Below are 9157 nucleotides of genomic sequence, written 5' to 3'. Positions count from 1 at the left end.
TAGGCGAGGTGCCGAGTGGTGGGGCAAGAGCCTTTTTGGTTACTTTTGGGGCTCTTTTCCAAAAGTGACCCGCTGTAAAAGCGGAACCCATAGCCGCCGTTACCGCAGAAACGGATATGTACTCGGTCCAATCCAACATCCCGGCCAGCCCAGAGGCCGCCATCGGGGGCAAGTCGAATCGTCGCACCGCCCCTCCCACATTTGGACCTCGGAGCGTCAGGTAGATACGCGTCGGCTGTCGGGCGGTCACGGGAGCAAGCCCCCTCCCACACGTGGATTTCACTCAGTCCAGATCACGTGCGTCATGGCGCTCGGCCAACTGATCGTCGCCCGACACCCGATTCACCCGCCGCCCACGCTGCACCGCCGGCCGCGCATCGATCGCATCGGCCCAGCGCAACACATGCTTGTATTCATGCACCGACAGAAACTCCGCCGCCCCATACAAGCGCCCTTTCACCAACCCACCGTACCAGGGCCAGATGGCGATATCGGCAATGGTGTATTCATCCCCGGCAATGTACTCGCTCACCGCCAGGCGCTTGTCCAGCACATCCAGCTGACGCTTGGCCTCCATGGCAAACCGATTGATCGGGTACTCCATCTTGCTTGGCGCATACGCGTAGAAATGTCCGAAACCGCCGCCCAGATACGGCGCACTGCCCATCTGCCAGAACAGCCACGACAGGCACTCGGCACGCGCCGCAGGTTCGGTGGGGAAGAACGCACCGAACTTTTCGGCCAGGTATTGCAGGATCGCGCCCGACTCGAACACGCGGATCGGCGCCGCGCCGCTGTGATCCATCAACGCCGGAATCTTCGAATTCGGGTTGACCCCCACGAAGCCGCTGCCGAACTGGTCGCCGTCGCCGATCTTGATCAGCCAGGCGTCGTATTCGGCGCCGGTGTGCCCGAGGGCCAGCAACTCTTCGAGCAGGATAGTGACCTTCTGCCCGTTGGGCGTGGCCAGGGAATACAACTGCAAGGGATGCTTGCCCACTGGCAGCGCTTTTTCATGGGTGGCGCCCGCGATGGGCCGATTGATGCTGGCGAAGGTGCCGCCGCTTTCGGCGTCCCAGGTCCAGACCTTGGGGGGTACGTAGTCAGCCATGTTCAATGCTCCTGGAGCGCTTGCGATCAACGAAGGGTTTCAGACTAAACCAAAGACGGGTGGTGCGTCACACCCAGGTCCCCGTCTTGCCCGGGTACCTGCACACGCAGTGCGATGAGCAAGGCCGCGAGCAGCATCAACACACCCGCCCCGACAAACACCCCACCAATGCCACTGACGCTGAACATCAACCCGCCACCGGCAGCGCCCGCCGCGATGGCCGACTGCACCGACGCCACCACCATGCCTCCGGCACTTTCGGCCTGGTCCGGCACTGCACGCGCGACCCAGTTCGACCACGCCACGGGCACGCCGCCAAACGCCATGCCCCATAGCGCCAGGAGCAGCGCCTGGGTCGGCAGTGACGCAGGCAGCCAGACCAGCGCCAGTGCCGCAATGCCTACCAGCACCGGCATCAACACCAGCGTTGCCCGGGGGTGGCGCACCAGCAACCAACCGGCGAACAGCGTCCCGGCGAAGTTCGCCACGCCGAAACCCAGGAGCATCAGCGCCAGCCCTTCGGTACCGACTCCGGTGGTGCTTTCCAGGAACGGTCGGATATAGGTGAACAGCGCAAAATGCGCGGTGTGCACCAAGACGCAGCCGAACATGCCCATGGCAATGCCGGGGCGCAGCAGCACGTGCAGCACGGTGCGCAGGCGCGCGGTGCCATTGGGCGCCAGGCGCGGCAGCGTGAATGATTGGAACACCAGGGTCACCACGCCGACGGCGGCAGCCGCGATAAATGCACTGCGCCAGCCGTACAGGCCACCCAGGTAGCTGCCCAGCGGTACAGCGACCACGGTGCCCAATGCGATCCCGCTGAAAATGATCGACAGCGCACGGGGCAAGGACGCCGCAGGCACCAGGCGCATCGCCACCGCCGCCGCCATGCTCCAGAAACCGCCGAGGGCAATGCCCAGCAGGATGCGCATCAGCAACAACACCGTCAGGCTGGAAGACAGCGCCACCAGCAGGTTGGAGGCAATCATCAGCGTGGAAAAGCCCAGCAGCACGATGCGCCGGTCGACACCACGGGTCAGACCGGGCACCAGCAAACCGGCGAACAGTGCCACTACCGCCGTCACCGTGACCGCTTGCCCGGCCAATGCCTCAGTAACGCCCAGGTCCAGGGCCATCGGCGTCAACAGGCTGGCCGGCAAGTACTCGGCCGTGAGCAAGCCGAACACCCCCATCGCCAGGGAAAATACCGCCAGCCAGGCCGGCTCTGCCACAACGCCTGCAGACGCATGGGCTGCACAATCAGTCATAAAAAGTCTTCCTACAGTCATTAACGTGGCGCTCAGTCTAGGTAGGCGCACCAGGATGATCTATGATGCAGAACCTTGATTCCTTGACCGAAACCCCGAATATGACTTCAGTGGACGCTTTCACCGCTTCCTCCGACCTGATCAATGAGTTGCTGCGCGGCATGCGCCTGCGGGGCGTGCAGTACCGGCGCATCCAGGCCGGGCCTACGTTCGGCATGGCCTTTGATGCCAAGCCGGGCCACGCCTATTTCCACTTCCTCGCGGCCGGCTGCGCCACGCTGCGTGCCGAGGACGGCAGCCTTTTCGCACTGTCGGCCGGCAACGCGGTGTTCGTCTCCCACGGCGGCGCGCACGCGCTGTTATCCGCGCCGGATGCGGCTGTGCAGGACATCAGTGATTTCGACAGCGCACCGCTGGGGGATACCGTCTGCGCCGTGAATGCCTCACCCGATACCGTCCCCGACAGGCTGTTGTTCAGTGCATGCATGGAGTTCGAACTCGGCAGCCTCCAGGGGCTCGGCAACCTGATGCCGGCGCTGATGCTGATTGATGCCGCAGGCCAGCGTTACCCGGGGCTGATGCCGATCCTGGCGGTCATGGAACGCGAAGTGTCCGCGGCGCGTGTGGGTTATGCCGGTATTCTCGCGCGTCTGGCCGATGTGGTGGCGGCGATGATCGTACGGGGCTGGGTCGAGTGCGCCTGTGGCAACGCCTCGGGTCTGGTGGCGGCGTTACGCGACCCGCGCCTGGCCCGCGCCCTGCTCGCCTTGCATCAGCAACCGGGCCACGACTGGAGCGTGGCGGAGCTTGCCGCCCAGTGTCATACCTCGCGCTCGGTGTTCGCCGATCGCTTCCAGGCCGCCCTTGGCGTACCGCCGCTGCGCTATGCCACGGAACTGCGTATGCGCCTGGCCAGCCAATGGCTGACCCTGGAGCGCATGCCCATCGAAACCGTGGCGCAACGCCTTGGCTATACGTCCCAGGCGGCGTTCAGCCGTGCCTTCAAGCGCATTACCGGGCAGCCGCCCGGCGCAGCCAGGCGTTCGATATGAACGCCTGGCTCGCTTGACCGAAGGCTATTCAACGGCTATTCAAATGTGGGAGGGGGCTTGCCCCCGATAGCGGTGTGTCAGCCAGCTTATATGGTGACTGGTACACCGCCATCGGGGGCAAGCCCCCTCCCACAGTTGGACAGTGACGTCCGGCCTATACCCAACCGCCATCGACGATAAAGTTCTGCGCCGAACACATCGCCGACGCGTCCGAGGCGAGGAACAGCGCCATATTGGCGATATGCTCGGGCATTACACTGCCCGGCAGGCACTGGCTGCGGGCGATCAGCTCACGGGCTGCGTCATCCACCCACATGGACAGTTGTTTTTCCGTCATCACCCAGCCCGGCACCAGCGTGTTGACGCGGATGTGGTGCGGCCCCAGCTCCCGTGCCAGGCCGCGGGTCATGCCATGGGCGGCGGCCTTGCTGGCGGCGTACACCGGGTAGCCGGCGGAGGCCATCATCCAGCCGACGGAGCCGAGGTTGATGATCGAGCCGCCACCGGCGTGCTTCATCATCGGTACCACGGCCTTGGCGGCAAAAAACGCGTGCTTGAGGTTGACCGCGATCAGGCGGTCGAACATGTCCGAGTCGATTTCTTCCAGGCTGTGGCGCACATCGTTCGCGGCATTGTTGACCAGTACCGTGATCGGGCCCAGGGAGTGCTCGAAACGTCCGATCGCCGCGCGATAACCAATTTCGTCGGTAATGTCGCAGCATTCGAACTCGACGGTATGCCCCTTGGAGTTCAACAGCGCAGCGAGGCGTTCGCCCTGGCTTTGCGCGCGATCCACGAAGGCCACCTTGGCGCCTTGGGCTGCGAAGGCCCGCACCATGAATTCGCCGATTCCGGAAGCCCCGCCGGAGATCAATACGGTTTTGCCCTTGAGGTCGGGATACAGGGCGTGCTCAGTACTCATAACGTGATGCCTCGATCAATTAGTCTTATTTTATTTTACGAAATCGGCGTTAAAGGCTATAAATTCGCTGTCCAAGTGACGAAATATCGCACATTAGTAGAACTATTCAATCCTAAAACAACAAAAGGAAGTTCGACCATGAAGCACCCTCGATACCTGCTGTCCGGCCTGGCGCTGTCCATGTTGATCGCCAGCGGCGGCGCTCACGCCGCCGGCCTCAGCAGCGAACACAAACCCTTCGGCAAAACCAATGACGGCACCGCCGTCGAACAATACGTGTTGCGCAACAGCCATGGCATGCAAGCCACGGTGATTACCTACGGCGGCGTGCTGCAGTCGCTGAAGGTGCCGGACAAACACGGCAAGGTCGACGACGTGGTGCTGGGTTTTGACGACGTGCAAGGCTACCAGGCCGGCACCGCGTTTTTCGGCGCGACCATTGGCCGCTTCGGCAATCGCCTGGCGGGCGGTGCTTTTGAACTCGACGGCAAACGCTTCCAGGTGCCGCTCAACGACGGCCCCAACTCGCTGCATGGCGGCGCCCAAGGCTTCGACAAGCAGGTGTGGAAAGCCGAGTCGGTCAAGGACAAGGACTCGGTCGGCGTGAAGCTCAGTTACCTGTCCAAGGACGGCGAAATGGGCTTCCCCGGCAACCTGAAAACCGAAGTCACCTATCGCCTGAACGACAAGAACGAACTGCACATCGATTACACCGCCACCACCGACAAACCGACCGTGCTCAACCTCACCAACCACAGCTACTTCAACCTGGCCGGCGCGGGCAATGGCGACATCCTCAAGCAGGTCGCCACCCTGCACGCCAGCCATTACACACCGGTGAACGCCACCCTGATCCCCACCGGCGAACTGGCGCCGGTCAAGGGCACGCCGATGGACTTCCTCAAGCCCACACCTATCGGCCAGCACATCAAGGACGACCACCCGCAGCTCAAGTTTGCCGAACCGAAACAGGGCGGGTTCGACTTCAACTGGGCGCTGGATACCAAGGGTGACGTCAAGCAGCTGGCGGCCGAGGTGCATGACCCCGAGTCGGGTCGACGCTTGCAGCTCTACACCAGCGAGCCTGGGGTGCAGTTCTATACCAGCAACTTCCTGGACGGTTCGATGAAGGGCAAGGGCGGCAAGGCCTATCAGCATTGGAGCGGCTTCACCCTGGAAACCCAGCATTTTCCGGATGCACCTAACCAGCCTGGTTTTGCCTCGACTCGCTTGAACCCAGGGCAAACCTACACCCAGAACACCGTCTTCAAATTCAGCGCCGATTAAAATTGTGGGAGGGGGCTTGCTCCCGATAGCGGTGGGTCAGCTACAGATGCATCAACTGATCCACCGCTATCGGGGGCAAGCCCCCTCCCACATTTAGCCCTCACATGGCATGACTTAGCGTTGTTTCATGCGGTCGATGACGACGGCCAGCAGCAGGATCGAACCGCGGATCACGTACTGGTAGAAGGTATCGATGTTCTTCAGGTTCATCGCGTTCTCGATGATCGCCAGGATCAACACCCCGGCAATCACATGGCGGATCATGCCGATACCGCCGCTCAATGACACCCCGCCCAGCACACAGGCCGAAATCACCGTCAGCTCGAAGCCCTGGCCGATCATCGGCTGGCCGGAGGTCATGCGCGAAGCCAGGATCACCCCGGCCAGTGCGCCGATCAAACCGTGCACGGCGAAGATCAGGATCTTGGTGCGATCAACGTTCACGCCCGCCAGTAACGCCGCTTCCGGGTTACCGCCGATGGCCATGGTGTTGCGCCCGTAGGTGGTGTAATTGAGCAACCAGCCGAAGAACAGGAAGCACACGATGGTGATCAGGATCGGCACCGGCACGCCGAACAACTGGCCGTTGCCGAACACGAAGAATTGATCCTGGGACACACCCACCGCTTTGCCGTCGGCAAAGATATAAGCCAGGCCCCGCACGATCTGCATGGTCGCCAGGGTGGTGATCAACGCGTTGACCCGCAGCTTGGCAATCACAATGCCGTTGATCAACCCCACCATCAGGCCCATCAACAGTGCCGCGCCGATGCCCAGCATCACGCTGTCGGTGTCGCGCATCACAATCGCCGCCACCACGCCGGCGCAGGCAATCACCGAGCCCACCGACAAGTCGAAATGCCCGGAGGCCAGGCAGAACAACATGGTGCACGCGGCAATGCCCACCGTGGAAATGGCCAGGCCCAGCCCGCGCATGTTCAGCGGCGAGAGGAAGTTATCGATCAACAAGGCACACAGCACAAAGATGCCCACCGCCGCCAGCAGCATGGCCCAGTTGTCGAGCAATGCACGCAGATCGAGGGGTTTGCGTGCCGAAGGCAACGCGTTGTCTTGAATGGTCATGGTCGTCTCTCAGTTCGCCAGGCCGCGCGGCAAGGCCAGCTGCAGCAGGTTGGATTCAGTCGCGTTTTCGCGCAGTTGTTCACCGCGCATGGCGCCTTCGCACAGCACCAGGATGCGGTCGGAAATGCCCATGACTTCCATCAGGTCGCTGGACACCACGATCACGGCAATGCCCTGCGCCGCGAGGTTGTGGATGATCTGGTAGATCTCGGCCTTGGCGCCGATGTCGATGCCGCGCGTGGGCTCGTCCAGCAGCAGCACTTTCATCGGCATCGACAACCAGCGGCCGAGAATGGCCTTCTGTTGGTTGCCGCCGGACAGGTACATGATCTTCTGCGCCACGTTCGGGGTCTTGACCTTCATGGCCTTGATTTGCCCGTCGGCGTTGCCCTTTTCCCAGCCATCGCGCAACAGCCAGCCGAACGCCGAATGCGCGCCACGGGCACTGATGTTGATGTTTTCGGCGACGCTGGACAGCGGGATGATGCCCTCCTTCTTGCGGTCTTCCGGACACAGCAGCACGCCGGCCGCGATGGCATCGCGCGGTGAGCGTAATTGCAGCGGCTCACCGCACAACTCCAGGCTGCCGGCACTGGCGCGTTCCAGGCCGCTGAGCAGACGGAACAGTTCCGTGCGCCCTGCCCCCACCAAGCCGAACAGGCCGAGAATTTCGCCTTTGCGCACGTTGAAACTGATCGGTTCGCGCAGGCCGGGGCCGAGCAGGCCGTCAACCTTCAGGGCGACGTCGCCATGCTCGCGCGGGCGATAGTCGTAGATGTCCTGGATATCGCGCCCGACCATGCAGGTCACCAACTGATCGTGGCTCAGCGCGCTCATGTCCTCGAAGGTGCGCACGAAGCGGCCGTCCTTGAACACCGTCACCGCATTGCAGATACGGAACACTTCTTCCATGCGATGCGAGACGTAGAGCACCACTTTGCCCTCATCGCGCAGGCGCGTGATGATCGCCATCAAGCGGTCGATCTCCCGCGCCGAGAGGCTGCTGGTCGGTTCATCGAAGGCAATCACATGGGCGCCACGGGACAGCGCCTTGGCGATTTCCACCAATTGGCGCTGACCCAGGGACAGGCGCCCGAGCTTTTCCTCGGGATCGATTTCATCGGCCAGGCCCTTGAGGCACGCCAGCGCCTGCTGGCGCAGCACGCCGCGGTTGACCACGCCAAAGCGCGACGGCAGATGCCCGAGGAACAGGTTTTCGGCGACGGTCATTTCCGGCACCAGGTGCAGCTCCTGATGGATCACCGCCACACCGCTGGCAATGCTGTCGGCGGCGTTCTTGAAGGCCATGGTCTGCTCGCCGATCTGCACCGTGCCGCTGCTGGGAATATAGGCGCCGCCGAGGATCTTCAGCAGCGTCGATTTACCCGCACCGTTCTCGCCCATCAGGGCGTGCACTTGCCCCGGGTGGGCGGTGAAGCTGATGCCATCGAGCGCCTTGACCCCAGGGAAGGTTTTGCCGATACCGTCAAAACGCAGGGCCGCAGCGGTCATTTCCACAGCCCGATCTTGGTCAGTTCTTCCTGGAAGTTGGCGCGGGTGATCAAGGTCACTTCGTCCATGGCGGTGTATTTGGCCGGTTCCTTGCCGGTGGTGACCCACTCGTACATTGCCAGCGCGGTGTTGTAGCCCTCGATATGCGGGCTTGGCAGCATCGAGCCGAAGAAGCCGCTGTCGGCTTTCTTCAATTCGCCGATGGCGTCGGTGCCATTGATGCCGATGCCGATCACGTTGGCGGCCTTGAAGCCGGCGCTTTCGGTAGCACGTACGCCGCCGAGCACGGTGTTGTCGTTCATGCCGCCGATGATCAGGTTTTTCGCGCCGCTGGGCAGCTTGACCAGGGCCGAGTTGGTGGCGTCCATGCTGCCGGGCACGTCGAGGGTTTTAAGCGCGGCGGTGAGGATGTGGTCCTTGGGAATGCCGGCTTCTTCCAGGGATTTGATCGAACCGTCGGTGCGTTTCTTGCCGGTGTCGAGTTCGTTGAAGGTGTTGATCACCGCGTAGGTGTCCTTCCAGTCCCACCCGCGTTTTTTCGCTTCGGCGGCCATGGCGGCGCCCTGCTTCTGGCCCACTTCAAACGCGGCCATGCCCAGGTACGGCACGTCTTCCATGAAGTTGCCCTTGGCGTCGACGAAGCGGTCGTCCACGGCCATCACTTTGAGGCCGTTGACCTTGGCCTTGGCGACGATGGCCGGGCCCAGGGACACATCCGGCGGGCAGATCACAAAGCCCTTGGCGCCGTTGGCGGCCAGGCTGTCGATGGCCGACAGGGTTTTCTCGCCATCCGGCACGGCGATCTTGATCACGGTGAAACCGTGCTCCTTGCCGGCTTTTTCGGCGAAGGCCCATTCGGTCTGGAACCAGGGTTCTTCGGCCTGCTTGACCAGGAAGCCGATCTTCACTTCTTCAGCGG

General features: G+C 62.5%; 8 protein-coding genes. 2 read left to right on the top strand and 6 right to left on the bottom strand.

Features of this window, described 5'->3' with window-relative positions; translation table 11 throughout:
• Positions 1 to 283: 283 nt before the first annotated feature.
• Both yghU and BFQ04_RS20560 read right to left on the bottom strand, forming a co-directional pair.
• Entirely contained in the window at positions 284 to 1111 is an 828-nt protein-coding gene (gene yghU / locus BFQ04_RS20565) for a glutathione-dependent disulfide-bond oxidoreductase (protein WP_065952337.1), read from the bottom strand.
• A 44-nt stretch (positions 1112 to 1155) separates the two neighbouring features.
• Positions 1156 to 2382: an MFS transporter gene (locus BFQ04_RS20560; RefSeq protein WP_065952336.1), complete on the bottom strand. Its 1227-nt coding sequence runs from the start codon at positions 2380 to 2382 to the stop codon at positions 1156 to 1158.
• Between the two features lie 65 nt (positions 2383 to 2447).
• On the opposite strand from BFQ04_RS20560, the gene BFQ04_RS20555 reads away from it, so the two are divergent.
• Positions 2448 to 3434 (top strand): AraC family transcriptional regulator, encoded by a 987-nt coding sequence (locus tag BFQ04_RS20555; RefSeq protein WP_065952434.1) that lies wholly within the window; start codon positions 2448 to 2450, stop codon positions 3432 to 3434.
• 154 nt (positions 3435 to 3588) lie between these two features.
• Here the strand turns inward: BFQ04_RS20555 and BFQ04_RS20550 are convergent, their stop codons facing one another.
• Positions 3589 to 4356 (bottom strand): SDR family NAD(P)-dependent oxidoreductase, encoded by a 768-nt coding sequence (locus tag BFQ04_RS20550; protein WP_065952335.1) that lies wholly within the window; start codon positions 4354 to 4356, stop codon positions 3589 to 3591.
• A gap of 138 nt (positions 4357 to 4494) precedes the next feature.
• Between BFQ04_RS20550 and BFQ04_RS20545 the strand changes: the two genes are divergently transcribed.
• A complete protein-coding gene (locus tag BFQ04_RS20545) occupies positions 4495 to 5643 on the top strand; it encodes an aldose epimerase family protein (RefSeq protein WP_065952334.1) in 1149 nt (382 codons plus the stop codon).
• Between the two features lie 114 nt (positions 5644 to 5757).
• Here the strand turns inward: BFQ04_RS20545 and araH are convergent, their stop codons facing one another.
• From araH to BFQ04_RS20530, 3 genes are all read right to left on the bottom strand, one after another.
• Entirely contained in the window at positions 5758 to 6726 is a 969-nt protein-coding gene (araH, locus tag BFQ04_RS20540) for an L-arabinose ABC transporter permease AraH (protein WP_065952333.1), read from the bottom strand.
• 9 nt (positions 6727 to 6735) lie between these two features.
• Positions 6736 to 8238, bottom strand: coding sequence for an L-arabinose ABC transporter ATP-binding protein AraG (araG, locus tag BFQ04_RS20535; protein ID WP_065952332.1), 1503 nt, complete (start codon positions 8236 to 8238; stop codon positions 6736 to 6738).
• Positions 8235 to 9157, bottom strand: a 923-nt coding sequence (locus BFQ04_RS20530; protein WP_065932500.1) for a substrate-binding domain-containing protein, incomplete at its 5' end; no start/stop codon positions are given. The genes BFQ04_RS20530 and araG, both read right to left, overlap by 4 nt.

Source organism: Pseudomonas sp. 37 R 15 (genome assembly GCF_900004865.1).
Taxonomy (GTDB): Bacteria; Pseudomonadota; Gammaproteobacteria; order Pseudomonadales; family Pseudomonadaceae; genus Aquipseudomonas; species Aquipseudomonas fluorescens_AM.
Note: the sequence above shows the minus strand (reverse complement) of the source record. Positions and strands in the feature narration are given on the sequence as shown.